Annotated in this window: 16 protein-coding genes; 6 read left to right on the top strand and 10 right to left on the bottom strand. The window is 71.4% G+C overall.

Features of this window, described 5'->3' with window-relative positions:
* Positions 1–15: 15 nt before the first annotated feature.
* The 3 genes from ACIBLC_RS04830 to ACIBLC_RS04820 form a co-directional block, all read right to left on the bottom strand.
* On the bottom strand, positions 16–762 hold the full coding sequence (locus ACIBLC_RS04830) for a cobalt-precorrin-6A reductase (protein ID WP_399209203.1): 747 nt from the start codon (positions 760–762) through the stop codon (positions 16–18).
* 87 nt (positions 763–849) lie between these two features.
* Complete coding sequence (locus ACIBLC_RS04825) at positions 850–1623, bottom strand: sulfite exporter TauE/SafE family protein (RefSeq protein WP_399209202.1); 774 nt, start codon at positions 1621–1623, stop codon at positions 850–852.
* Between the two features lie 140 nt (positions 1624–1763).
* On the bottom strand, positions 1764–2321 hold the full coding sequence (locus ACIBLC_RS04820; RefSeq protein WP_399209201.1) for a MarR family winged helix-turn-helix transcriptional regulator: 558 nt from the start codon (positions 2319–2321) through the stop codon (positions 1764–1766).
* A gap of 144 nt (positions 2322–2465) precedes the next feature.
* Here ACIBLC_RS04820 and ACIBLC_RS04815 point away from each other — a divergent pair, with 144 nt between their 5' ends.
* Both ACIBLC_RS04815 and ACIBLC_RS04810 read left to right on the top strand, forming a co-directional pair.
* A complete protein-coding gene (locus tag ACIBLC_RS04815; protein ID WP_399209200.1) occupies positions 2466–3017 on the top strand; it encodes a YceI family protein in 552 nt (183 codons plus the stop codon).
* A 117-nt stretch (positions 3018–3134) separates the two neighbouring features.
* A complete protein-coding gene (locus tag ACIBLC_RS04810) occupies positions 3135–3671 on the top strand; it encodes an NUDIX hydrolase family protein (protein ID WP_399209199.1) in 537 nt (178 codons plus the stop codon).
* A gap of 33 nt (positions 3672–3704) precedes the next feature.
* Here ACIBLC_RS04810 and ACIBLC_RS04805 read toward each other — a convergent pair whose 3' ends face one another.
* Together ACIBLC_RS04805 and ACIBLC_RS04800 are read right to left on the bottom strand one after the other, a co-directional pair.
* Entirely contained in the window at positions 3705–5513 is a 1809-nt protein-coding gene (locus ACIBLC_RS04805) for an ABC transporter ATP-binding protein (RefSeq protein ID WP_399209198.1), read from the bottom strand.
* 151 nt (positions 5514–5664) lie between these two features.
* Positions 5665–7002 (bottom strand): hypothetical protein, encoded by a 1338-nt coding sequence (locus ACIBLC_RS04800; protein WP_399209197.1) that lies wholly within the window; start codon positions 7000–7002, stop codon positions 5665–5667.
* 113 nt (positions 7003–7115) lie between these two features.
* On the opposite strand from ACIBLC_RS04800, the gene ACIBLC_RS04795 reads away from it, so the two are divergent.
* The gene (locus ACIBLC_RS04795; RefSeq protein WP_399209196.1) at positions 7116–8348 is read left to right on the top strand and encodes a molybdopterin-dependent oxidoreductase; all 1233 of its coding nucleotides are present in this window, start codon (positions 7116–7118) and stop codon (positions 8346–8348) included.
* A 352-nt stretch (positions 8349–8700) separates the two neighbouring features.
* Here ACIBLC_RS04795 and ACIBLC_RS04790 read toward each other — a convergent pair whose 3' ends face one another.
* The 3 genes from ACIBLC_RS04790 to ACIBLC_RS04780 all read right to left on the bottom strand — a co-directional run bounded on the left by ACIBLC_RS04790 (position 8701) and on the right by ACIBLC_RS04780 (position 11134).
* Positions 8701–9549, bottom strand: a complete 849-nt coding sequence (locus tag ACIBLC_RS04790; RefSeq protein ID WP_399209195.1) for a class I SAM-dependent methyltransferase — start codon at positions 9547–9549, stop codon at positions 8701–8703.
* 227 nt (positions 9550–9776) lie between these two features.
* Positions 9777–10394, bottom strand: a complete 618-nt coding sequence (locus ACIBLC_RS04785) for a DUF2064 domain-containing protein (protein WP_399209194.1) — start codon at positions 10392–10394, stop codon at positions 9777–9779.
* Positions 10391–11134, bottom strand: coding sequence for a glycosyltransferase family 2 protein (locus tag ACIBLC_RS04780; RefSeq protein ID WP_399209193.1), 744 nt, complete (start codon positions 11132–11134; stop codon positions 10391–10393). The genes ACIBLC_RS04785 and ACIBLC_RS04780 overlap by 4 nt, the downstream gene beginning before the upstream one ends.
* A gap of 103 nt (positions 11135–11237) precedes the next feature.
* Between ACIBLC_RS04780 and ACIBLC_RS04775 the strand changes: the two genes are divergently transcribed.
* Positions 11238–12011: a response regulator transcription factor gene (locus ACIBLC_RS04775; protein WP_399209191.1), complete on the top strand. Its 774-nt coding sequence runs from the start codon at positions 11238–11240 to the stop codon at positions 12009–12011.
* A 3-nt stretch (positions 12012–12014) separates the two neighbouring features.
* Complete coding sequence (locus ACIBLC_RS04770) at positions 12015–13127, top strand: sensor histidine kinase (RefSeq protein ID WP_399209190.1); 1113 nt, start codon at positions 12015–12017, stop codon at positions 13125–13127.
* A gap of 429 nt (positions 13128–13556) precedes the next feature.
* Here the strand turns inward: ACIBLC_RS04770 and ACIBLC_RS04765 are convergent, their stop codons facing one another.
* Together ACIBLC_RS04765 and ACIBLC_RS04760 are read right to left on the bottom strand one after the other, a co-directional pair.
* A complete protein-coding gene (locus tag ACIBLC_RS04765; RefSeq protein WP_399209189.1) occupies positions 13557–14552 on the bottom strand; it encodes an NAD-dependent epimerase/dehydratase family protein in 996 nt (331 codons plus the stop codon).
* A 151-nt stretch (positions 14553–14703) separates the two neighbouring features.
* Complete coding sequence (locus tag ACIBLC_RS04760; RefSeq protein WP_399209188.1) at positions 14704–15501, bottom strand: VOC family protein; 798 nt, start codon at positions 15499–15501, stop codon at positions 14704–14706.
* Positions 15502–16216: 715 nt separating this feature from the next.
* Here ACIBLC_RS04760 and ACIBLC_RS04755 point away from each other — a divergent pair.
* Positions 16217–25027 carry a SpvB/TcaC N-terminal domain-containing protein gene (locus ACIBLC_RS04755; RefSeq protein WP_399209187.1) on the top strand — a complete coding sequence of 2937 codons (8811 nt, stop codon included), beginning with the start codon at positions 16217–16219 and terminating at the stop codon, positions 25025–25027.
* Positions 25028–25030: the final 3 nt, after the last annotated feature.

Genomic DNA, 25030 nt, shown 5'->3' with positions numbered 1-25030 from the left:
GGGCACGCGCGCCCGTCAGCGCGCGCCGAGGTCCAGCCGGGTCAGCGCCGACTCGACGTCCGGGACCGCGTCGACGCCGTCCGGAAGGGGCGGGCGGCGTACGACGACCACCGGAAGTTCGAGGTCACGTGCGGCCTCGAGCTTCGCGGCGGTCGCCTCTCCCCCGCTGTCCTTGGTCACCAGGAGATCGATCCGATGCTCGCGCAGCAGGGTTCGCTCGCCTTCCACCGTGTAGGGACCGCGCGCCAGCAACACCTCGACGTCCAGGGGGAGAGGGGGTTCGGGCGCCTCCACCGACCGTACGAGAAAGTGGAGTTGGGGCAGGTTCACGAAGGGCGCCAGGCCCAGGCGGCCCGTGGTGAGAAAGACCCGGCTGCCCAACTCCGGCAGCAGCGCGGCGGCTTCGGTGAGGGAGACCGCCGAGTGCCACCGGTCGCCGGGGCCGGGGCGCCAGCCGGGGCGGCGCAGCACCACGGCCGCGACTCCCGTCGCCGCAGCGGCCCGGGCCGCGTTCGCCGTGATGCCCGTAGCGAACGGGTGCGTCGCGTCGGCCACCGCGTCCACGCGATGCTCCCGCAGCCACCGCGCGAGTCCGTCCGCCCCGCCGAAGCCCCCGATCCGTACGTCCCCGTCGAGCACCCCGGGCCGGGAGACCCGGCCCGCCAGCGACGTGGTCACCCGTACCCCGGGGCGTGCGGCCAGCCGGGCGGCGAGTTCGCGCGCCTCGGTGGTACCCCCGAGGACCAGGACGTGGTGAGACATGGGATCGAGCGTACGGGGCGTGCCGCTCGCCGCCGCTGTCGGCCGTCACCGGTCGACTGTCGGCGGTCAGCCGTCAACAGTCAGCCTTCAGCGCAGAAGCAGCTGGGCCCCGCCCAGCACCGTCGCGGCGATCACCAGCCGTTCGAAGAGCCGCTGGTTGATGCGGTGCACGGCCCACTTGCCGAGGAGGGCCCCCGGCAGCACGAAGGCCGCCAGTGCCGCGTCCAGGAGCAGCGAGTTCCCGTCGATCAGGCCGAGGCCCACGCTGAACGGCACCTTCGACACGTTGACGATCAGGAAGAAGAAGGCGGAGGTGCCGAGGAAGCCGAGTTTCCGGAAGCCTGCCGACAGGAGGTACATGGACATCACGGGGCCGCCCGCGTTGGCGACCATGGTGGTGAAGCCGCCGAGCACGCCGTACGAGCGGGCCTTGATCCGGCCCGTGCGCGTCGCCACCGAGTCGGGTTCGTCGTCCTCCTTGGCGGCCCGTCTGCGCCAGAGGGTGACCGCCGCCATCAGCAGCAGGATCGCGCCGATCGAGGTCCGGACGACCCCGTCGTCGGCCCACACCAGGAACAGCGTGCCGAGGACGACTCCCGCGGCGACCGCCGGGAACAGCCGCCAGAGCGTGGGCCAGTGGGCGTGGCGCCGGTAGGTGAGCACCGCGAGTACGTCCCCGACGATGAGGATGGGCAGCAGCACCCCCGTCGAGGCGCGGGCGGGCAGCACGGCGGCGAAGATCGCGAGGCTGACCGTGTTGGCCCCGCTCACGGCGGTCTTCGAGAAGCCGACGAGCAGAGCCGCGGCGGCGAGAGCCGCGAACTCCCATGCGGATATGTGCCAGAGCGTCATCGTGTCCATGCGGGAACCGATGCTATGCCCACGTATCTCGTTCGCGTAAGGACCGTCTCGCCCACTGGCCCCTGAGGTTCTCGCGGGTCGCGCGGATCGCGGTCACCCGCCCTTGCGGGCGCCCTCCCCGACTCCTCGCGGGGCGCGTCTCAGGAGTGGGCAGCCGGCTCGTCCGCGGCGCACGAGTCGCCCGCGAGTCCCAGGGTCGCGAACGCGCCGGCGAGCGAGGCGAAGCCCTCGTCACCCAGCGGTTTCACGACGCGGCGGCGCACCGAGTCGGCGAACACCCTGGCCGTGGCCGTGGCCCTCTCGCGGCCCTGCGGCGTCAGCGCGGCGTAGGTCACCCGGCGGTCCGAACTCGACGGCCTGCGCTCGACGAGCCCGGCGTCGGCCAGCCTGTCGACCACCCCGGTCGTCCCCGCCGTGGAGAAACCGAGCGTCTGGGCGACCAGCCGCATCGGGGCCGCCTGCTCAGGAGCGGTAGCGAGAAAGCAGAGGACCTCGAGCAACGACGGCGGCAGGCCGATCTCGCGCTGCGCGTCCGCGAGGAGCTGGTCCGTGAGATCGCGGAATCCGGTCGCCAGGGAGTTCCAGCGCTGGAGCAGCTCCGTCTCCTCGGCGCTGGGGTACCCGGTCGCTCCGGCACCGGGGCACTCCGCGGCGGCCGGCCATTCGACCCGCCCCGCCGCCTGCTGGGACTCCCCCATGCGCCGGCTCCTGTCTTTCCGATCCTGGTCCTGACCTGCTTGCCGAGGGTACCCCGGCCAGCTATTATCTCGCGAGCTACCTAATAGCTGGCAATATATTGATCTCTCTAAATACTGCTCCGAACCGCTCAGGAAGGCACGACCATGTCCAACACCACCTCGAACTCCGCCTCCTCCGTCTCGCTCTCGGCCGTGAGCCCGGGCCGCTGGGTACTCGACCCGGCCGGTACGGCGGTCCGCTTCGCGAACAAGACGATGTGGGGCCTCGTCAACGTCAAGGGCGTCTTCGCCGAGGTCAGCGGTGAGGGCGAGGTACTCGCCGGAGGCGGCGCGCACGGCAGCATCACGATCGACGCCGCATCCCTGAACACCAAGAACACCAAGCGTGACGTCCACCTGCGCGGCGCGGACTTCTTCGACGTCGAGAAGCACCCCACACTCGTCTTCACCGCCACCGACGTCACCCCGACCGGCGACGGCACCGCCCAGGTCACCGGCGAGCTGACCGTGCGCGGCGTCAACCGCGCGCTCTCCTTCACCGCGACGGCCTCCGAGGCCTCGGCGGACGCGGTCACCCTCACCGCGGAACTCCCGGTGGAACGCTCGGAGTTCGGCATGACCTGGAACCAGGCCAACATGCTCAAGCCCCTGACCTCGGTCACGATCACCGCGCGCTTCACTCGCCAGGCCTCCTGAGCCAGAACCGGCCACGCCGTTCCACAGTCGGGAAGTGGTGCGGGTCACGGTCTACTTGGCGGGTCTGACCTGGAGCGGCGCACACCAAGGGGCGGTCATGGAAAGTACGATCAACCAATGGCTGACACGACCGAAACCACGCCCGGCTGGCTGAGTACCGACGACCTCGAGCAGACGCGCGCACGTATGCCGATCCTCTACGTCGAGGCCGTACCGGTGCGCGTCGACGACAACGGCGAAGTGACCAGCGTCGGACTGCTGCTGCGCATCGGGCCGGACGGGACGGTCAGCCGTGCCCTCGTCTCCGGCCGGGTGCTGCACCACGAGCGGGTCCGGGACGCCCTCATGCGCCACCTGGAGAAGGACCTCGGACCCGTGGCACTGCCCCGGATCCCGGCCTCCCCGCAGCCCTTCACCGTCGCCGAGTACTTCCCGACGCAGGGGACCACGCCCTTCCACGACCCCCGCCAGCACGCGGTGTCGCTCGCCTACATCGTCCCGGTGGCCGGCGACTGCCGCCCCCGTCAGGACGCTCTCGACCTGGTCTGGTTCAGCCCGCAGGAGGCCTCGTCCCCCATGGTCCAGAACGAGATGCCGGGCGGCCAGGGAGTTCTCCTCAAGCAGGCCCTCGCGCATGTGGGCTGCCTGTCCTGACCGGATGCGCCAGGCGATGACGGTGTGGTGGCATCAGCGCAGGTCGGCCGGTGCGGGACTGTCGTGGAGGAAGCCCCCCGACTGGTGCTGCCACAGCTTCGCGTAGGCGCCTTGCGAGACGAGCAGTTCCTGGTGCGTGCCCTGTTCGACGATCCGTCCGCGGTCCAGGACGACGAGCCGGTCCATGTTGGCGACCGTGCTCAGCCGGTGGGCCACCACGAGCGCTGTGCGGCCTTCCATGAGCCGCCACAGCGCCGCCTGGACGAGAACCTCGCTCTCGGAGTCCAGGGCGCTGGTCGCCTCGTCGAGCAGCAGGATCGGCGCGTCGCGCAGGATCGCCCTGGCCAGGGCGACCCGCTGACGCTGCCCGCCGGACAGCTTCACACCGCGCTCGCCCACCATGGTGTCGAAGCCGTCCGGCAGCGCGTCGGCGAACTCCGTGACGTGTGCCGCGTCGGCCGCGCGACGGATGTCGGCTTCGGTGGCGTCGGGCCGGGCGAAGGCGATGTTCGCGCGCAGCGAGCGGTGGAACATCGCCGGGTCCTGCGGCACGTAGGCGGTCAGACTGCGCAGGTCGGCCTGGCGCATCCTGCTGATGTCCTGGCCGCCGATCAGGATCCGGCCGGTGTCGATGTCCGTCATGCGCAGCAGCAGCCGGGTGAGGGTGGTCTTGCCGCCGCCGGACCGGCCGACCAGACCGATCTTCGCTCCGCTGGGCACGGCCAGGTCGAGCCCCTCGAAGAGCGGTTCCGCGCCCGCGTGGGCGAAGGTCACCTCCTCGAAACGGACGTCGGCGGACCGGGACCGCAGCGGCTCCGGCGACGCCGGGTCGAGCACGGTCGGCGGGATCAGCAGTAGTTCGGTGAACTGCGCGGCCTCCGTCATCGAGCTCTCCAGGCGGCGGTAGATCTGGTTGAACTCGAACATGATCCGCGTCGCGTTGGAGTAGTACATGAAGGCGACCACGACCGACTCGACGCCGCCGCCGCCCAGCGCGACCGCGAGCAGCAGGCCCAGCGCGTTGGTCAGCACGGACATCGGCGCGACCAGGGTGTCGATGCGCAGGTTGCCGTAGTCCCACGACCGGAGCATGAGCCTGCGTGACACCGCGACGCGGGACCGGTGTTCGGCCGCCTCGCGTTCCTCCGCGGCGAACGCCCGGACCGTGTCCATGTTCATCAGGCTGTCGGAGACGTGCCCCGACACCCGGGCGATCGCCTCCTCTCGCTCGTCGACGAGCGCCTGGCGGCGCCGGATGAGGGGCACCACGCAGACCGCCGTCAGCGCGATCATCACCAACAGCCCGACCACGAGCAGCGGTTCGTAGAGCCACAGCACCACGGACCCGAACGCCAGTGGCACGAAGCTGCCCACGACCTGGAAGGTCATGGTGTCGACGAACTCCTCGAAGCGGGAGGCGAAGCTCAGTACCCGTTTGGTCAGCGATCCGGCGAAGTTGTCGTGGAAGAACGCCGCGTCCTTGGCGAACAGTTCGTCCATGCCGATCACGTACAGGTGCTCGATGCCGAGGGCGTCGACACGGTTGAGGCAGTGCAGACCGACGCGCCACAGCGTCTCCGCGAGCAGCAGGATGCCGGTGAAGGCGAGGACGTAGGGCAGCGTCGAGCCGACACCGATTCCGTTGTCGTCCGCGATCCGGCCGACCAACTTGGCGATGACCAGCGGCGCGATGTAGTTGATGCCGATGTTGCCCAGCGCCGGCAGCAGCAACGCGGGCGGCGTCAGCCGTCGCAGCCGGGCCAACTCCCTTACGTAGTAACGAAGTGCGAGGAGTACCGGGCCCTTGCCCGGTACTGACTCGCGTGTTTCAGGCGTGTCCATCCCCACCCCGTGTGTCGTCGTACGGCACTCCCCCGATGCTTCCGACCTGCGAGTACGGGCAGGTCGGGAGTCGAAGTGTCCCGTGACTCCGGGTATGCGGTCCAAGCGTTTTTCTCAGCCATCGGCAGGCGCGAAACGAACCGATGGACCGTCACCAGCCGGTCAGCAACAGGTGGTTGAGGAGCAGCGCGAGGGTCGCCTGTGCCGCGAGCCAGGCACGGGGGCGGGTGAGGAACGCGCAGGCCGCGAGCAGCCACATCACGAACGGCAGCCAGATGCGTTCGGTCTCCGCCTTGCTCATGCCCGAGAGGTCGGCGACGAGGAGGGCGAGCAGGGCGGCGAGTACGAGCAGGGCGAGGCGGAGTTCGGGAGCGGGCGTGCGGAGGCGGGCGCGGAGTTCCTTGTGCGGGACGGCCGCGGCGGCCCGGCGAAGTCCCGCCACCGTCGCCGGGCCCGCGATCAGCACGGTGCACGCGAGGTTGGCCCACACCCAGTAGCTGTACGGCCGGATGCCGCCGGCCCCCTGGTAGTAGCGGGTCACCAGCAGCCGGTACGCCTCCCACCAGTCGAAACCGGCGAGGGTGAACGCGAGCGGGACGACGAGGGCCCCGGCGAGCACGTACGGGAGGGGGCGGAGTCGGCTCGTGCCGAGCAGCAGGACGGCGGCCGCGATCACCACGAACAGCGTCAGCCCGTACGAGAGATACACGGTGAGACCGAAGAGGAGCCCGGAGGCGAGGCCGGTCGTCCGCGGCCGGTGTCCCGTCACGGCCAGGGCGAGGAACGCGACGGCCCAGGCGGCGACCGCGGCGAAGTAGCCGTCCGCGGAGGTCCCCATCCAGACGGCGGCCGGGGCCAGCACGAGGAAGGGCGCGGCGCGGCGGGCGAGTGCCTCCGCGGAAAGCGCTCGTACGGTGACGAGGACCGCGACCGCCGCCGTCGCGCCGACGGTGATGCACCAGACGCCCGCCCAGGCCCCGCCGCCGAGCCCGGTCCGGTCGAGGAGGACGAAGGTGAGGGTGGCCGCCGGGGGGTGTCCGGCGACGTGCGCGGGCCAGTGGTCCGGGGATCCGATCAGGATGTGGTGCGTGAAGTCCCGCAGGGTGGTCGGGATGTCGTGGAAGCGGTCGATGACCTGGAGGTATTCGTACCCGGTCGTCAGCCGCTGGGCGATCCCGCGATGCCAGCCGTCGACGAGGGCCAGGGAGAACGTCCAGGCCGTGCCGGTGCCCCAGACGCTCAGCAGCAGCGCGCGCCAGGGCAGCCGGGCGGCGACGAGCGGGCCGTAGACGACGACCGCGACGGCCACCACGATCGCGGCCGGGGTACCGGGGCCGACGTGCGGATCCCAACGGGAGTACAGCGGCGGCCAGCCGACGTGTAGCGTCCCGTCGCGGTGCTCGATGGCGGTGCCGACCAGCACGGCGGCCAGCACGAGCAGCGCGGCGGCCAGGGCCGCGGACAGGTCACGGAGAAGATCGCGGTTCACACCGGCACGTTAGGCCGAGGTCCGGCCGCCGAGGCCGCCACCGGGGTGGACGTCAGAGTTTCGTCATGGTTCGCGCACCCTTTCGTGGGCTGTCCCGCGCCTACGGTCGGGGCATGCCCCGGTCCCCTTCCTCCCCCGCCTTCTGGCGCAGCCCGCTGCGCCACCCCTGGTTCACCTCCGTGCTCGGCATCGTGCTGCTCGGCGGGATCACGGTGATGTTCGTGACGGGTCTCCTGTCGTACGCCGCCTACAATCCGGGCCTGTCGCCGGTGAACGACATGACTCCGGACAAGGGGCTGCTCGGCTTCTATCTCTTCTCCTGGCCGACCGGCCCGCACTGGCTGTACCGCCTCACGCAGGGCGTCCACGTCACGCTCGGCGTCACACTGATCCCCGTACTGCTGGCGAAACTGTGGTCGGTGGTGCCGAAGCTCTTCGCGCTGCCGCCCGCGCGGTCCTTGGCGCACGCGCTGGAGCGGGTCTCGCTGCTTCTTCTGGTGGGCGGCGCCCTGTTCGAGTTCACGACGGGCGTGCTGAACGTCCAGCTCGACTACCTCTTCCCCGGCTCCTTCTACCCGCTGCACTTCTACGGGGCCTGGGTGTTCTTCGCCGCGTTCGTGACACACGCGGTACTGCGGGTGCCGACAGCCGTACGTAACCTGCGTCACCTGCGGGACGAACTACCGCCTGAAGCTAGCGAGTTGGTGTCTCCGGATCCCGCCGAACCCACCGTCTCGCGGCGTGGCGCCCTCGGTTTCGTCGGCGGCGGTTCGCTGCTGCTGTTCGCCACGACGGCGGGCCGGAGCTTCGACGGGCCGGTGCGGGAGACGGCTCTGCTGGCGCCGCACGGCGGTCCCGAACCGGGGTCCGGGCCCAGCGCGTTCCAGATCAACAAGACGGCGAGGTCGCGCGGGATCAGCGCGACGGAGACGAGCGCGGAGGCGTGGCGGCTGGTGGTCGAGGGGCGCGGGCGGCCTGTCCGTCTGAGCCGGGACGAGTTGCTCCAACTCCCCTTGCACAGCGCCGCGCTGCCCATCGCGTGCGTGGAGGGCTGGTCCACCTCCGACCAGCATTGGCGAGGGGTGCGGCTACGGGATCTGGCGCGGCTCGTGGGCTATGAGCGGGCGCCCGACGTCCTGGTGGAGTCGCTCCAGCGGCACGGGGCGTTCCGGCGGGCGGCGCTGCGCGACAACCAGGTGCGTGACCCGGATTCCCTGCTCGCCCTGTTCGTCAACGGCGCGCCGCTCACGCCCGACCACGGGTTCCCGGCGCGGATCATCGTGCCCGCGGCACCCGGCGTGCTCAACACCAAGTGGGTGGCCCGGATGACGTTCGGGGACCTGTGAAGCCTGTGAGGAGAGCTGGGATGCGACGACGGTTCAGGGCGGGTATCGCGGATGTCATCGGGAGTCCGCTGCAACTCCTTCTGCTCGCCTGCTCGTTCGCGCTCGCCGGTTACGCGGGGGTGCGGCTGCTGGCGGGTGACTGGTTCGGGGTGGCGCTGTGGTTCGTGGGCGCGGCGGTGCTGCACGACCTGGTGCTGGTACCGCTGTACGCGGGGGCGGACCGCGCCCTCTCACGCGCGCTGGGAGCGGTCGGCCGCCGGGGGTGGACGGTCTTCGTCCGGGTACCGGCGGCACTCTCCGGTCTCCTGCTGCTGGTGTGGTTTCCGCTGATCAGCGGGCAGATGGCGGACCACTACCGGTCCGCTACCACCCTGTCGGGCGACGGGTTCCTCTCCCGCTGGCTGCTGATCACGGCGGCGCTGTTCGGGGGCTCCGCGGTGCTGCTCGTACTGCGGTTGCGCAGGGCGACGAAGGACCGGCCGCCTGCCTCCCACTGACCGTCCGGGCGCCAGTCCGCGCGCGCCGCGTGCCTCAGCAGGGCCGCGGCGCCGAGGCGAGCCCACGGGAAGCCCGGGCCCGCGGCGTCATGGGCGCCGGCGACGCGGACGACATGGACGTGGACGCGTTCGTCGACGTCCATGTCCGGGACGGCCTCGACAATCAACAGTCCGCCGGGAGACAGGAGTTGGGACATCCGGCGGAGCAGGGCGGCCGGATCGCCACCGATGCCGACGTTGCCGTCGATGAGGAGGGCGGTGTCCCAACGGCCTTCGCCCGGGAGCGGCTCGAAGACCGACCGGTGCAACGCCTGCCCACCGAGCTTCACGGTGTGCGCGACGGCGGCCTCGCTGACGTCGATACCGAGCGCGGGCCGGCCCCGCGCCGCGAGCTCGGCGACGAGCCGCCCCGGCCCGCACCCCACATCGAGCACAGCGCCTTCGCAGTGCCGCAGGGCCTCCAGATCGGCCGCGTCGGCCCGTGCGCACCAGCGCTCGACATCGAGGGGGAGCAACCAGCCGTCGGGGCGGCGGAGATAGAGAGGGCCCTGCCCGGTACGGAGCGCGTCGGAGTACGGGTCGGCCGACCAGGGGGCGGCGGGATCCTCCGGTGCGCCTTGCCCGTCAGGCGTGCGAGGCGAGCTCAGCGCGTGAGACACGGCGGGCGCGTGAGGCGTACTCGGCGTGTAAGGCATGGCAGGCATGTCGGGCCTACCCGGCGCGTAAGGCCTGCCCGGCATCTCGGGCAAGCCCGGCGTGTGAGGCCGAGGCCGCTCGGGCCGGGAGCGGAGTCCGGCTGGGCCGGGAAGCGGGACCGTCACGGGCGGGACCGTTACGGGCGGGACCGTTACGGGCGGGACCGTTACGAACGGGACCGACGGCGACGGGGGAACCCGCTCCCCAGGTGCGGCGTGAGCGCCGGGCCCTGCGCTCATCGGTGGCTCACCGCCCGCACACGGGCCAGCTCCGCCGCGAACCGGCCGAAGGGTGCCGCCGCCGCGACCGCCTCCGCGTCGGCGGCCGTGTCGACGTCCCGGAGAGCGGGCAGATCACGTACGCGCAGGCCCGCGGCCGTCAGACGGGCCCGCTGTACGGCGCCGGTGTCCGGCGTCGACATCGGTACGCCGCGCAGCAGTTCGGGGTCGGGAGCGGCGAGCCCCAGCGCCCAGAACCCGCCGTCCTCCGCCGGTCCGAAGTACGCGTCGCAGTCGGCGAAGTCCACGGTGAGAAGCCCGGGCGTCACCTGGGGTGTGTCCATGCCGATGAGCAGCGCGGGCCCTTCGCAGCCGGCGAAGGCGGCGGCCAGCCGCTCGTCGAGACCTCCCGCACACTGCGGTACGACGTCGAAGCCGGGCGGCAGCCAGGGGCCCGGCGCCCCGTCGAGCACCAGGACACGGCGGGCGGCGGGCGTCGCCGCCACCGCACGCAGGGTGTCCACAAGGGCCGCCTCGGCGAGCTGTGCCGCTTCACCGGGCGTGAACGGCGGCGTCAGCCGGGTCTTCACCCGCCCCGGCCGCGGCTCCTTGGCGATGACGAGCAGGGTGTTCACTGGGCGGTTCCTCCCTGGGAGGGGGCGGCCGCCAGGACCGGCGCCGGCGGTTCGGCCAGGACCCGGCGCATGTCCCGTACCGCCTGCCAGGTGCCGCGCCAGGTGCCGGTGACCTTGGAAGCGCCGGTGCGCGGCAGATACGGCACGTCGTGTTCGGCGACGCGCCAGCCGGCGTCGGCGGCGCGGACGACCATCTGGAGCGGGTAGCCGCTGCGGCGGTCGGTGAGGCCGAGGGCGAGCAGCGCTTCACGGCGGGCCGCGCGGAGCGGGCCGAGATCGTGCAGGCGCAGCCCGGTGCGGCGGCGCATCATCCGCGCCAGGGCGAGGTTTCCCGCCCGGGCGTGCGCGGGCCAGGCGCCCGGGCCCTGCGGGCGGCGCCGCCCGAGCACGAGGTCCGCCTCTCCGTCCCGGACCTCGCTCACGAAGGGGACGAGCAGCGACGGGTCGAGCGAGGCGTCGCAGTCGCAGAAGCACACGAAGTCCGCGGTGGCGGCGGTCAGCCCGGCGTGGCAGGCGGCGCCGAACCCGCGGCGCGCCTCGCGCACGACGGTGGCGCCGAGGCCGCGGGCCAGTTCCGCCGAGCCGTCCGTGGAGCCGTTGTCCACGACCAGCGCGCGCCAGCCTGGGGGGATGCGGGCGAGTACCCAGGGCAGGGCCTCGGCCTCGTTCAGACAGGGGAGGACCACGTCGACTTCCGGGTCCGTCGGGGGAAGGGCTGGATTTGCGGTCACGGCTTTCACCTTACGAACGCGAATGGCGCATATCGGGCTTGGCGTCCTTACGAAACACGGACGTCGAGCGGCGTCGGCGGCACGGGGGCGAGGCCGGTGGGAGGCTGGAGGCATGCAGCAGCCGTACGAACCCCCAGGTACCGGACGTGCTCCGAGCGGCCATGGGGACACGAGCCCGGGCGGATCCGGAGGGACGACGCGCGTTCTCGTCGTCGACGACGATCCGACCGTGGCCGAGGTCGTCTCCGGCTACCTCGACCGCGCGGGATACGCCGTGGACCGGGCCGCGGACGGGCCCGGCGCGCTCGCCCGGGCCGCCGCGAACTGGCCGGACATGGTGGTGCTGGACCTGATGCTGCCGGGGATGGACGGTCTTGAGGTGTGCCGGCGGTTGCGGGCGCGCGGTCCCGTGCCCGTCATCATGCTCACCGCCCGCGGTGACGAGGACGACCGGATCCTCGGACTCGAGGTCGGCGCCGACGACTACGTCACGAAGCCGTTCAGCCCCCGGGAACTGGTGCTCCGGGTGGAGTCCGTCCTGCGCCGCACGCGGCCCGCCACCGATGTCCGTCCCCTCCGCGCGGCCGGTCTCACCGTCGACCCGGCCGCCCGGCGCGCCACCAAAAACGGCGAGGAACTCGCCCTCACCATCCGCGAGTTCGACCTCCTCGCCTTCTTCCTCCGCCATCCCGGGCGGGCCTCGAGCCGGGAGGACCTGATGCGCGAGGTCTGGGGCTGGGACTTCGGGGACCTGTCGACGGTCACGGTCCACGTGCGCCGGCTACGGGGGAAGGTCGAGGACGATCCCGGGCGACCGCGGCTGATCCAGACGGTCTGGGGCGTCGGCTACCGCTTCGACGCCACGCCCCGCGAAGAGGCGGTCTGACACATGCGCGACATGCTGCTCATCGCTCTCTACGCCTTTCTCGGCGCCGCCGCGGCGGGGCTGCTCGGGGCGGGTGTGCTCTGGCTGATCCGACGGCGGTCACTGACCGCGTCGCTCGCTGTCGTGGCCGCGGTGGCCGTCACCGCGATGCTCGCCGGGACGCTGACCGTCGCCTGGGCGATGTTCCTGTCCTCGCACGACCTGTCCGTCGTGACCACGGTCGTCGCGATGGCGGCCATCGTGTCCCTGGCGACCGCTCTCCTCCTGGGCCGCTGGGTCGTCGCCCGCAGCCGGGCGCTCACTCTCGCCGCCCGCTCCTTCGGCGACGACGGTGACTTCGCGGCCCCGGTCGGTCCGGCGATCGCCGAACTCACCGCGCTGAGCCGGGAGTTGGCGACCACCAGTGCCAAACTCGCCGAGTCCCGGGACCGCGAGCGCGCCCTGGAGACCTCGCGGCGCGAACTCGTCGCGTGGATCTCGCACGACCTGCGCACCCCGCTCGCGGGACTGCGCGCGATGTCGGAGGCCCTGGAGGACGGCGTCGCGGCCGACCCGGACCGCTACCTCCGCCAGATCCGCACCGAGGTCGAACGCCTCAACGACATGGTCGGCGACCTGTTCGAGCTGTCCCGCATACACGCCGGGGCGCTCGCCCTCTCCCCCTCCCGGATGTCGCTGTACGACCTCGTCGGCGACGCCCTCGCGGGAGCGGATCCGCTCGCCCGCGAACACGGCGTACGGCTTGTCGGCGACCGGATCGAACCGGTGCCCGTCGAGGTGGACGGCAAGGAGATGAGCCGCGTCCTGGGCAATCTGCTGGTGAACGCGATCCGGCGCACGCCCGCCGACGGCACGGTCGCGATCGCCGCCGAACGGTCGGACGAGGGTGTCGTGCTGTCCGTCACCGACGGCTGCGGGGGCATCCCCGAGGAGGACCTCCCGCGCGTCTTCGACACGGGCTGGCGAGGCACGCACGCGCGGACGCCTCCCGCCGGAGCGGGGCTCGGCCTCGCCATCGTCCGGGGCATCGTGGAGGCCCACCGCGGACAGGCCGCCGTCCGCAACGTCCCCGGCGGCTGCCGCTTCGAGGTCACACTGCCGACGGCCGAGGCGTGAGCGGAGGGGACGGGGGGTGTGGGGGTGTGGGGGTGTACCGGGTTCGTGGCGTGCATGGCGTGGACGGGGTGCGTGAGGCCCGAGGGGTTCCGGCGAGCCGGGATTCGCGGAGTTCGCAAGGTTCGCAAGGTGCCCGGAGCACCGGGAGTTCGCGGGGCCTACAGAGTGCCCGGAGTTCGCGGGGACCACAGGGTGCGCAGAGCACCCGGAGTTCGCGAGGTTCGCAGAGAGCCCTGCGTTCGCAAGGCGCGCGAGGTTCGCGGAGAGCCCAGGCTTCGCGGGGAACCCGGAGTGCCCGGGCCCGGCGGAGTGCCCGGAGTTCGCGAGGTTCGCGGAGTGCCCGGGCCCAGCGGGGCGTCCTAAGTTCGCGGGGAACCCGGAGTTCGCGGGGCGCCCAGCCCTCGCCAGGCCGCCGGAGTGCCCCCGGCGCTACTCCCCGCGCAGCCTCGCCACCGCGAACTCCCGCATCCCCTCCGCGAACCCGACCTCGGCCTTCCAGCCCAGCTCGGCCCGCAGCCGGGAGGAGTCGGCCGTGATGTGGCGTACGTCGCCGAGGCGGTACTCCCCGGTCACGACCGGCTCGGGCCCCCCGTACGCGGAGGCCAGCGCCCACGCCATCTCGCCGACCGTGTGCGGCTGCCCGCTCCCGGTGTTGTAGGTGGTCAACGCCCCCTCCCCCGTCTCGGCCTCCAGCGCGGCCACGTTGGCGGCCGCCACATCCCGTACGTGCACGAAGTCCCGTCGCTGGCCGCCGTCCTCGAAGACCCGCGGGGCCTCGCCGCGGGCCAGCGCGGACCGGAAGAAGGAGGCGACACCCGCGTACGGCGTGTCGCGCGGCATGCCCGGCCCGTACACGTTGTGGTAGCGCAGCGACACCGCGGAGCCGCCGGTGGACCGCGCCCACGCCGCCGACAGATGCTCCTGGGCGAGCTTGGTCGTCGCGTACACGTTCCGCGGGTCGACCGGGGCGTCCTCACCGACCAGGCCGGGCCTCAACTCCCGCCCGCACGCGGGGCACATGGGCTCGAAGGCGCCACCCTCCAGGTCCCTGACGCTCCTGGGCCCGGGCCGCACCACCTCGTGCCGCTCGCACGCGTACGCACCCTCCCCGTACACCACCATCGACCCCGCGAGCACCAGCCGTCGTACGCCCGCGTCGGCCATCGCGGCGAGCAGCACCGCCGTACCGAGGTCGTTGTGGGACACGTACTCGGGCGCGTCGCCGAATCTCGTCCCCAGCCCGACCATCGCCGCCTGGTGGCACACGGCGTCGACGCCCACGAGAGCGGAGGCGACCGCTTCGGGGCTGCGCACGTCCAGGCCGTCGCGCAGGTCGAACCCGACGCTCTCGTGCCCTCTCCCGGTCAGTGCCTCGACGACATGGGAACCGATGAACCCGGCTGCGCCGGTGACCAGTACTCGCATGGGCGGAACGCTAGTGCCGCTCAGGCACCGTGCGGCGGCACGGCGCCTGTCACGTCACCGGTCCGTAAGACCTCGGCGGACGCGGAGATCACCGCGACGGCCGCGGGAGTCCCCGCGACACACGTGGATGTCACCGCGACGCACGCGGAAGTCAGCTCTCGGACGGGGCGAGGAGCACGAAGTCCGCGTTCGACGGGTCGAGGCAGACGGCCAGCCGGCCGACACCCTCCGCGTCGGCCGGTCCCATCTGCACGCTGCCGCCGTTCTCGGTGACCTTGGCGACCGCGGCGTCGCAGTCGGTGACGGCGAAGACCGGGTGCCAGTACGGCCGTCCGCCCGCCAAGGCGAGGTCCTCCTCACGGAGTTCCACGAGGCCGCCGTGCATACGCTCCTCGGGGAGCCCGGCGGGAGTGATGAGGGAGTAGGTGCCGCCGCCGCCCGGCATCTCCGTGTCGCTGAACTGCCAGCCGAGGACGCCGGTGTAGAACTCCTTGGCGGCCGCGGCGTCACTCGTGTAGAACTCGGTCCAGGTCAGTGAGCCCGGCTGGTCCACCAGCTCGACGCCCTTGGACTTCCCCGGCTGCCAGACGGCGAACTGGCCCCCCGAGGGATCGGTGTACTGCGCCATGAAGCCCCAGCCGTCGAGGTCCATCGGCGCCACCCGCACCGTGCCGCCCGCGCGCTCCACGGCCTGCGTCGTGGCGGCCGCGTCGACGACGCTGTAGTAGATCATCCAGGCCGGGCGGGCTCCTTCCTCGGTGAGTTTGCCGAGTCCGGCGACGATCTTGCCGTCCTTCCGGAACATCCCGCCCTCTCCGTCCTCTCCCTCGCCCATGGACTCGTAGTCCCAGCCGAGCACCGCGCCGTAGAAGGCGGCGGCGGCCGGGACATCGGGTACGCCGAGGTCGAGCCAACAGGGGGTGCCGGGGTCGAAATCAGTGGTGATCACAGCGATTCCCTTCACAGTTCCTCTGGGCCCCCAGCGTGACACCCGGCACTGACAATCGCCCCTCGGACCCATGCCTGTCCGGCCGGTGGCCCGGGGGATGGCGGTTGTTCATGCGGCGGGCGGACGCCGTCGCGGGCTCGGACGACCCGGCGCGTCGGACGAGACAGCGTCTACGGATGTGGGGTGACTCGCCGCCGGTGCCGGCGCCCGACAGCCGACGCGCGGGCCTCGCCGGATCCGGCCAGTGTCATGTGCCGGGGTGCGCGGGCGGGGACGTTACCGCCGCACCACTGGTCCGACCACGCGGCGGCACAGAAATCGCTTCCCCGCTCGCCGGACGGTGATCACGGACGGCTGGATCACGTCGCACCCCGACGGCGACGCCACCGGGTCGGCGGAAGCTCCCCCGCGACAGCGGACCGGCCGCAGGCCAGCTACCGCAACGGCAGAGCATCTGATCGGTCCCGGTCAGCCACTCACCGGCTTCGTGAGTATTGCGTGAAGAAATGCTCAAGATTTCGTGTGCCTTGGCCGGTTCTTCACTAGTGGCGTGTCCATGCCCATCGCGATGATGCGTGGGCGACCTGTGTGGGAGAGCGCCGTTCGCGTTGCCGTCGGGACCCGGGAACTCCCTGGGTCGCCGGGCGCCGTGTGAGCCCGCCTGCCCCATCGGCTCGCTGCGGTGTCCGTCGCGATGGAGGGGTGGACCGAGACGATGTCCGGTCGGTTACGTAAGCGCAATCCATTGGTCGTCGTCCTGCTGGGGATGGCGCTCGTTGTCTCGATGATGTCGTGCGACGTCCTGCCGGGCGCACGGACACAGGCCCTGGCGGCCGTGCCCGCGACCGGCGGCTGCATACCGGGGGACAGACCGGAGCAGAGCGCCGCGGCAGTCGCCGCCCCCTCGAAGGTCCTGGTCTCGCCCGGGACCGGGCTGACCAGACGCCTGGCCCACCAGGGCGCCGAGGTGGCCGTCTCCTCGGAGGCGGTCGACACCCCGACCGAGGTCGGCATCCAACCGCTGGCCGAGGGCGAACTGCCCGGACTGGGCGCGGGCATGGAGAACGTGACCGAGGGCCCGACGGGCTACCGGTTCACCCCGACCCCGCACCGGTTCGAGGCCGGCCTCACGGTCTCCCTCCCGTACGACCCCGCCGCTCTCAAGGCCGCCGGTCTGACGGCGGACGACGTGCGCACCTACTACTTCGACGAGCCCGCGGAGTGCTGGCAGGCACTGGAGCGGGTCTCCGTCGACGAGAAGACCCACCTCGTCGTCTCGCGCACGGACCACTTCACCGACATGGTGAACGCGGCCGTCAACGCCCCCGAGGGCCCCGAGCAGATCTCGTACGACCCGACGCAGATCCAGGGCATCCAGGCGGCGGACCCCGCCAGCGGCGTGAACCAGATCGCCGCGCCGGCCGCGAACGGCCAGGGCGACGCCCGGCTGACCTACCCGCTGGAACTGCCCGCGGGCCGGTCCGGTCTCGAACCCGGGCTCTCGGTGACGTACTCCTCCGCCTCGGCCAACGGCTGGCTGGGCACCGGCTGGGACCTCGCGGTGCCGTCGATCGCCGTCGACACCCGCTGGGGCGTGCCGCGCTACGACACGGCGACGGAGACCGAGACGTACACGATGGGCGACGCCCAGCTCACGCCGGTCGCGCACCGCAGCAAGCCGGGCCCGCGCTCCGCCGACAAGGTGTTCCACACCCGCGTCGAGGGCGGGTTCTCCCGCATCGTCCGCAAGGGCGACTCCCCCGCCACCTACTCCTGGGAGGTCACCGACAAGTCCGGGGTCCGCTACTTGTACGGCGGTGAGGGCGCGACGCTCGCCGACGACGGGGGCAGTGTCTTCCGCTGGGCGCTCCGTGAGGTGACGGACCGTCATGACAACACCGTCCGCTACCAGTACACCCAGATCGAGGACGCCGGTATCGAAGGCGGTACGGTCACCGGTCGCGAGCTGTACCTGAAGAAGATCGCCTATACCGGACGCGGCGACACCGACGGTCCGTACACCGTCACCTTCGTGCGGGACCGCGAACTCGACGAACCGCGCCGCGAGGACGTCACCATCGACGCGCGCGGCGGCTTCAAGCGCGTCTCGGCCGACCTGCTGCGCCGCGTCGAGATACGGCTGAACGACAAGCCGGTCCGCAGCTACGGACTCACCTACACCACCGGCGCGTTCCACAAGACGCTGCTCGCGGCCGTCGAGCAGTACGACGCCGACGGCAAAGCCTTCAACAAGCACGAGTTCAGCTACTTCGACGACATCCGCGAGGCCGACGGCACGTACGACGCGTTCGCCAGGGTCGACTGGTCCTCGCCCGACGACAACGTTCGCAGCGGCGCCGTGAACACCGTGAAATCAGGAGCGGGAGAGGCCGGCGCCCTCAACGGCAACACCTCGCGCAGTGTCGGCGGCCATCTGTACGTCGGTTACGGCGCCGGCCCCACCAAGTCCGGTTCCATCGGCGTCAAGGCGGGCTACAGCCGCGGTTCCAGCGAGGGTCTGCTGGCCCTGACGGACGTGGACGGCGACAGCCTGCCGGACAAGGTGTTCCGGGGCGGCGACGGGTTCGTCTTCCGCAAGAACCTCTCCCGGCCGGGCGGGCAGCCGAAGTTCGCGGACACCACCACCCCGCTGCGCAACCTCCCCGCCCTGCTGAGCGAGACGTCCACCTCCCGCACGGTCGGCATCGAGGGCTATCTCGGCAGCGCGGCGGCCCAGTTGAACCATGTCGACACCTTCTCCACCACCGAGCGGTACTTCACCGACGTCAACGCCGACGGCATCCTCGACCTGGTGAACGGCTCCTCCGTGCTGTTCGGACGGGTCGGCTCCGACGGCACGCCCGTCTTCGGAACGGCGGCCGACACCCCCGTGCCGATCGGCTCGGGCGAACTCGACACGGACGGGCTGCTGCCCGGCTTCGGCGAGGACCGCGAGCGGCGCATCGACTCGTTCCCGCTCGTCGACAGCGTGCGCCGCTGGACCGCGCCGTACGACGGCACCGTGCGCGTCAGCGGCTCCGTCACCCTCGAGGAACCCTCGGGTGAGCTGGAGGAGTTCGCCGAACCCGACGGCGTGCGCGTGGCCGTCCAGCACGAGGGCCGGGAAATGTGGGCGGCCCGCATCGGCGCCGACGACCACGCCGCGCACAGCCCCGAGGGCGTCGACGCCATCCAGGTCAGCCGCGGCGAGCACCTGTACTTCCGGGTCGGCTCGGTGTTCGACGGCTCGGGCGACCAGGTCGCCTGGAACCCGGCCGTCACCTACGCCGGCATCGAGGAAACGGACGCCAACGGGCTGTCGCAGGGCGCCTATTCTGCCGCCGCCGACTTCACCCTCGCCGGACGCGCGGCCACCGTCACCGCGCCCGTGGACGGCACCGTGCACCTGACCGGTGACGTCACCAAGAAGGCCGCCACCACCGACGACGTCACCGTCCTGATCACCCGCGGCGACGAACCGGTCCTGGAACAGCGCGTCGACGCCGCCGACACCGGCACCGTCCCGGTCGACGTGACCGTCCCCGTCACCAAGGGGCAGCGACTGGCCTGGCGGCTGAAGACGGACTCGGCGATCGACGTCAACGCGCTGGAGTGGACCCCGCTCGCCACCTACACCGCGGCCGAGGGCGTGAGCGAACTCGCCGACGACACAATGGAGTTCAGCCCTCCGTTCGACATAGACACCTATCCCGTCAGCAGCGCCACCGCGCCGCCGGAGACGTTCACCGCGCCGGGCTCCGGCACGTTCACGGTCACCCCCCGGATCACGGCCGAGGCGGGCGCCGAGGGCCGTGCGGTGTTCACGGTCAAGAAGCGCGGTGTCCTGCTCGCCAAGGAGACCGTCGTCCTGGGCGCCGAGCCGCCGTCGGTGCGGGTGCGCGCCGAGGCGGGTGACGAGCTGTACTTCGACTTCGCCGTCGCCGACGCCGAGTTGACCGGCCGGATCACCGAGCACACGGTGACCGTCGGCGTCGAGAGCGTGCCCGCCACCGTGTACGGCGCGGCGCCGGAGGGCGTCTTCGGCCGCCCCTACCGCGGCTGGGACACGTTCGGCTACAACGGCAACCGGGCGCGGGCCGAACAGCCCATCCGGCAGGCGGACCTGACGCCCGACTTCGAGGACATCAGGGACCAACTCCCCGAGGATGTCGACCCGGAGCGGGACCAGGAGGAATTCGAGGAGGACCCGCGGATCGCTCCGCCGAACCTGGTTCCCTTCACTCCGCAGCCCGAGTTCCGGCGCTGGGGTTCCGGCGACTTCTCCTGGGTGGCCCCCGGCACCGTCTCCAGCGCACGTTTCGGCGGCCAGACGATCGGCCTGCCCAGCGCGGAGGCCCTCTCCGAGGCACAGGCCGTGCCCAGGATGTCCCGCAACCAGCAGACCTCACTGACCGGCAGCCTCGGCGGCGGCGTGGGAAGCGTCGGCGGCAGCGTCGCGCGCGGCACCGCCAAGGCCGAGCTGGACTACCTCGACATGAACGCCGACGGGTTCCCTGACGTCATCGGCGCGGGCGGAATCCAGTACACCGACCCGACCGGGGTGCTGGGCGCCACCCGGGGCTCGGTGCCGAACGGCTCGGTGCGCGAGTCGAGCACCCGCAGCGGCAACGCCAGCGCCGGCAGCGCGGCGCGGACCATCGCCACCGGCCGGGGCCACGCCGACCCGCCAGCCTCGGGCACGACCAACACCTCCAGCGCGGGCAACGACATGCCTCCGCTGGGCGTCGGCGGCAGCCTCGGCACCAGTTCCTCCGACGGCACCTTCGACCTGCTGGACATCAACGGCGACGCGCTGCCGGACCGTGTCTACGAGAACGGCCGCGCCGCCCTCAACCTCGGCTACCGCTTCGGCGCGGCCGAGCCGTGGCCCGGCGGCAGGCTGAACGAGGGCTCCGGCAGCAGCAGTGGCCTCAACATCGGCTTCAACACCGACTTCTACGGCTTCGGCGGCGGCGCCTCCTTCGACCAGGAGACGTCCTCGACGAAGAACTCCCTGATGGACGTCAACGGCGACGGCCTCGCCGACCGCGTCTTCACCGGGGACCCCATCAAGGTCGCCCTGAACATCGGCAACGGTTTCGCCGAGCCGGTGCCGTTCAACGGCAGCCTGAGCGGCATCAACTCCGACAGCAACGCGAACGTCGGCGGCGGCGCCTACTTCCGTGTCTCGATCGGGTTCCCCGGTCTGGGCTTCCTGATCATCAACCCGGGCGCGAACGTGTCCACCGGCGCCTCGCGCGCCCAGCAGATGCTCCGCGACATCGACGGTGACGGCTTCGCCGACCACCTCGCCTCGACCAACGACAGCGAACTGACGGTCGCCGCCAACCAGACCGGCCGCACCAACCTCCTCAAGAGCGTTCAGCGGCCGCTCGGTTCGCGCGTCGACCTCGACTACACCCGCGACGGCAACACCTACGACCAGCCGGGCTCGCGTTATGTGCTGACCGGCGTCCAGGTCCACGACGGCCTCGCGGGCGACGGCCCCGACACCCAGCGATCGACCATCACCTACAAGGACGGCGTGTACGACCGCCTGGAGCGCGAGTTCCGCGGCTACGGCTCCGTCGCCACCTCGCAGCGCGACGAGAAGGGCGAGGTCCTCAGGACCGGGACCCTGGAGTTCGACACCACCGGCCACTACACCCGGAACCTGCTCACCCGGGAGACCGTCGCCGACGCCTCCGGCGCCCTGTTCACCGAATCCCGGCACACCTACACGCTGCGCGACGTGAACTCCGGCGAGGAGACGAACGGCCGGTCCACCACCGCGACGGTGTTTCCGCAACTCGTGCGCACCGACACCCTCTGGTACGAGGGCCGGCCCGAGCCCGGCAAGCGGACGGGCACGGTGATGTCGTACGACGATGTCGGCAACGTGGTGCGCACCCTGGACCTCGGGGAGGCGGGCCCGCAGGACGACGTCGAGACCCTCACGCGGTACACCGAGTGCGCCGACACCCACATCGTGGGCACCGCCCGCGCCTCCGAGGTACGCGGCGACGGCAAGGTCATGCGCTCCACCGAGCAGACCGTGGACTGCGCCACCGGTGATGTCACCCGGCACAAGGCCGAGTTGGCCGACGGCGGCACAGCGGTCACCGACCTGTCCTACTACGGCGACGGCATGCTGAAGACGATCAAGTCACCGGCCAACCACCGGGGTCAGCGCTACGAACGCCGCTACGAGTACGACGAGTCGACCGGCACCTACGTCACGGCGACCGACGACAGCTTCGGCTATCGCTCCACGGCGACCTACGACCTGAGGTTCGGCCTGACGGAGACCAGCACGGACATCAACGGGCAGAAGGAGGTCACCACTTACGACGCCGTCGGGCGGGTCACCTCGGTCACCGGACCGAACGACGAGAAGGCCGACATCCCGACGATCGCGTTCGCGTACCACCCGGACGCCGCGGTGCCCTACGCGGTCACCCGCCACCTCGACCGCGCCTCCGACGGGTCGGTGAAGAAGGACACGATCGACACCGTGGCCTTCGGCGACGGCCTGGGCCGCGTCGTCCAGACGAAGAAGGACGCCACTGTCCGCGGCGAGGACGTCATGACCGTCTCCGGCCGGACCGTCTTCGACGCCCTAGGCCGCACGGTCCGCCAGTACTACCCGGTCGCCGAGCCCAAGGGCGACGCGAACACCGCCTTCAACCCGGCCTTCGACGACGTGCGGCCGAGCACGAACACCTACGACGTCCTGGACCGCACGGTCCGCTCCGTCCTGCCCGACCAGACGGTCACCACCACGGCGTACGGCTTCGGCGAGGACCGCTCGGGCACCGTGCGGTTCGAGACGCTGGCCACCGACGCCAAGGGTAACCAGGGCCGCGCCTACAGCGACGTGCGCCGGCAGCAGACCGCCGTACGCGAACCCGGAGCGCGCGACGCCGACGCCCCGATCTGGACCAGCTACACCTACAACCCGCTGGGCGAGCCCACCAAGGTGACCGACGACAAAGGCAACGTCACCAGATCCTCGTACGACAACTTCGGCCGGCGCACCTCGGTCGAGAGCCCCGACGCGGGCCGCACGACGACGACCTACGACACCGCCGGCAACGTGATACGGGAGGTCACCGCCAGCCTCGCGGCCAAGTCCAAGGACCTGGCGATCACTTACTCCTACGACCAGAACCGCCTCACGAAGATCGACTACCCGCTCTTCAAGGGCAACGACGTCCGCTACACCTACGGCGGTCCCGGCGCGCACGGCAACGGCGCGGGCCGGATCACCAAGACCGAGGACGCGGCCGGCAAGACCCTGCGTGAGTACGGACCGCTCGGCGAGACGGTCGAGGAGACCCGTACCCTCCCCAGCGGCATCCTCGACCGCGCCTTCACCACGAAGTACCGCTACGACAGCTTCGGCCGGGTCCTGCGACTGACCTATCCCGACGGCGAGGTGCTGTCGTACGACTACGACAGCGGCGGCGAGGTCCGCGCGGCCACCGGCCTCAACAACGGCTTCCGCTACCCGTACCTCAAGGAGATGACGTACGACGAGTTCGGCCAGAAGGCGTCCATGAAGCTGGGCAACGGCACCAGCACCCGCTTCACCTACGACGCCGAGGACCGCCGCCTGGCGACCCTCGACTCCGAACTCCCCACCGGATACGCCTTCCAGAAGCTCAGCTACGACTACGACGAGGTCGGCAACCTCACCCGGCAGGCCAACACCACCGAGCAGCCGTCGGGCAGCCTCCCGGCCAAGCCGGGCGGCCCCTCGGTGCAGACCTACCAGTACGACAACCTCTACCGGCTCACCGGGGCGAGCGGTTCGTACCAGGTCACCAAGCACACGACCGACACCTACCAGGTGTCGACCTCGTACGACACCATCCACAACACCACCCGCAAGGACCAGCGGCACGCCCTCGTCCTCGGGGGCGACCACGAACTGGTCCAGAAGAACACCACCTACGACCAGGCGTACGCCTTCCGTGGCGGACGTCCGCACGCCCCGTCCAAGGTGGGCCACGACGACCTGAAGTACGACGCGAACGGCAACCAGATCGACAGCGACTCGGACAGGCCGCTGGGCCCGCGCCGACAGCAGATCTGGGACGAGGAGAACCGCCTGGCCTGCGTCCACGACTTCTCGCCGCTCGTCACCCAGCCCCAACTGCCCTCGTCCTGCAACGCGCCCGGCTGGCCTCCCACCGTCCGCTTCCTCTACGACGACCAGGGCAACCGCGTCGTCAAGGACGGCGCGCAGACCACTCTCTATCCGAACCAGTACTTCACGACACGCAGCCTGAGCGAGTTCAAGCACATCTTCGTCGGCACCACGCGCATCGCCAGCAAGACCGCGCGGCACGGGCCGTTCTACGAGAAGGACCAGTTCTACTACCACGGCGACCAGTTGGGCTCCACGGCCTTCGGCACCGACGACGACGGGCGCCTGGTCGAGCACCTCAACTACTTCCCGTCCGGGGAGACCTGGGTCGACGAGTACAACGGCGAGAAGACGCCGTACCAGTTCACCGGCAAGGAGTTCGACCCGGAGACCGGCTACTACTACCACGGGGCGCGCTACTACGACCCGCGCTCGGGCGTCTGGCAGTCGCCCGATCCGGCGCTCGGCAGCTACCTGGACGGCTCGCCGAACGGCGGTGTCCACACACCGTCCAACCTCGCCTCCTACTCGTACGCCAACAACAGTCCGACGAACTACTTCGACTCCTCGGGAGCCGACTGGACCTGGCGTGACGTGGCCTGGGGCGCGGCCAAGGGCGTCGGCTACGCGGTCGTCGGTGCTGTGGTCGTGGCCGCTGCGGTGGTCGCACTCCCGGCCGTGGCGGCGGCGGGCGTCGGAGCGGTGGCGGGAGCGGCCGCGGGCGCCACGGCGGCGACGGTGACCAGCTGGGCGGTCGGTACCACGGTGGCCGCCGCCGGCGCCTACGGGCTGGCCACGGAGGGCTACACACTCACCACGGGCAAGGAGGCCTGGACCGGCCGGCAACTGGGCGACCAGGAGTACGCGGAACGGGCGGGCCAGGCCGGCGGAATGCTCGCAGGCGCCGCCGTGGGCGGATACGTGGGCACGCGGGTCGGCAAGGGCCTGGCCACGGCCGTCGACACCGCCTACATCGCGGCGCGCAGTCACGCCATCGACCTGTCGAAGCTGCCGCGTGGTCAGCAGCCCGGCGCGGTCGAGGCGGTGAAGGTACCCGGACAGCCCTCGGTCGTCCGGACCAGCGTCGGAACCGCGCAGGGTGCGGGACGGGTGACGGATCCACAGGTCGCGGGCGTCCTCGGCGCGATTCCCAAGGCCGCGCAGGGGCCGAACCACGGAGGCTGCGGGCTGCCCGCCTGCCTCTCGGCCCTCAAGGCCAGTGGCGTCGATCCGCAGGGTGCCACCGCGGCGGCGTTCCGGATCCGGCCGCCCGGCAAGAAGGGTTACCTGACGGAACTGGGCCCCTGCGCCAGTTGCAAGCCACTCGTCCGTGAGTTCGAGATCGAGTTCGTGACCAAGGACGTGGTGAAGTGACGG

It is taken from the genome of Streptomyces sp. NPDC050535 (assembly GCF_044457665.1).
GTDB lineage: Bacteria > Actinomycetota > Actinomycetes > Streptomycetales > Streptomycetaceae > Streptomyces.
This window is presented reverse-complemented; position numbering and strand designations above follow the sequence as displayed.

Bases quoted from the DNA above. Each gene is read 5' to 3' on its own strand.
- ACIBLC_RS04820 (WP_399209201.1), bottom strand. From the start codon at position 2,321: ATGGGGGAGTCCCAGCAGGCGGCGGGGCGGGTCGAATGGCCGGCCGCC.
- ACIBLC_RS04755 (WP_399209187.1), top strand. From the start codon at position 16,217: ATGTCCGGTCGGTTACGTAAGCGCAATCCATTGGTCGTCGTCCTGCTG.
- ACIBLC_RS04815 (WP_399209200.1), top strand. From the start codon at position 2,466: ATGTCCAACACCACCTCGAACTCCGCCTCCTCCGTCTCGCTCTCGGCC.
- ACIBLC_RS04770 (WP_399209190.1), top strand. From the start codon at position 12,015: ATGCGCGACATGCTGCTCATCGCTCTCTACGCCTTTCTCGGCGCCGCC.
- ACIBLC_RS04810 (WP_399209199.1), top strand. From the start codon at position 3,135: ATGGCTGACACGACCGAAACCACGCCCGGCTGGCTGAGTACCGACGAC.
- ACIBLC_RS04830 (WP_399209203.1), bottom strand. From the start codon at position 762: ATGTCTCACCACGTCCTGGTCCTCGGGGGTACCACCGAGGCGCGCGAA.
- ACIBLC_RS04795 (WP_399209196.1), top strand. From the start codon at position 7,116: ATGCCCCGGTCCCCTTCCTCCCCCGCCTTCTGGCGCAGCCCGCTGCGC.
- ACIBLC_RS04805 (WP_399209198.1), bottom strand. From the start codon at position 5,513: ATGGACACGCCTGAAACACGCGAGTCAGTACCGGGCAAGGGCCCGGTA.
- ACIBLC_RS04765 (WP_399209189.1), bottom strand. From the start codon at position 14,552: ATGCGAGTACTGGTCACCGGCGCAGCCGGGTTCATCGGTTCCCATGTC.
- ACIBLC_RS04825 (WP_399209202.1), bottom strand. From the start codon at position 1,623: ATGGACACGATGACGCTCTGGCACATATCCGCATGGGAGTTCGCGGCT.
- ACIBLC_RS04775 (WP_399209191.1), top strand. From the start codon at position 11,238: ATGCAGCAGCCGTACGAACCCCCAGGTACCGGACGTGCTCCGAGCGGC.
- ACIBLC_RS04790 (WP_399209195.1), bottom strand. From the start codon at position 9,549: ATGCCTGCCATGCCTTACACGCCGAGTACGCCTCACGCGCCCGCCGTG.